This window comes from Cobetia sp. 29-18-1, from assembly GCF_029846405.1.
Lineage (GTDB): Bacteria > Pseudomonadota > Gammaproteobacteria > Pseudomonadales > Halomonadaceae > Cobetia > Cobetia amphilecti.
The window spans coordinates 1-324 of the sequence record NZ_JARWKS010000056.1; the positions used below are offsets into that span (position 1 = coordinate 1).

The 324-nt window shown below is 67.3% G+C and carries 1 protein-coding gene; it reads right to left on the reverse strand.

All coding sequences use genetic code 11. The features are described from left to right. Positions 1-324, reverse strand: a 324-nt coding sequence (locus QD208_RS17600) for a hypothetical protein (RefSeq protein ID WP_279837691.1), incomplete at both ends; no start/stop codon positions are given.

The following is a 324-nucleotide window of genomic DNA, read 5'->3' on the forward strand; positions in this document are numbered from 1 at the left end:
CGATCTCGACCTGGGTGCTGGCATCTGGGAAGGCGTCGCCATTGAACTCGACATACGCCTCGCCAGGCTGGGGCGCGCCACTGCCGTCGGCATAGCCATAGACCACGCGGCCGGTGGCTGCGCCGCTGAGCTGCCCCAGGCCATCATCGGTGGCCGTCTTCTCGCTGCCGCCAGAGATCCAGCGCACGGTAACGCTGCCAGGCATCACGCCGGCATGGTCCAGCACGAACGTCATCCATGGCTTGTCGATGGTGGCCTGGCCGGCGCGGTCCTCATAGTGGGCCGGCGTGCCCCAGCTGAACAGCACCGAACTGCCGACATCAG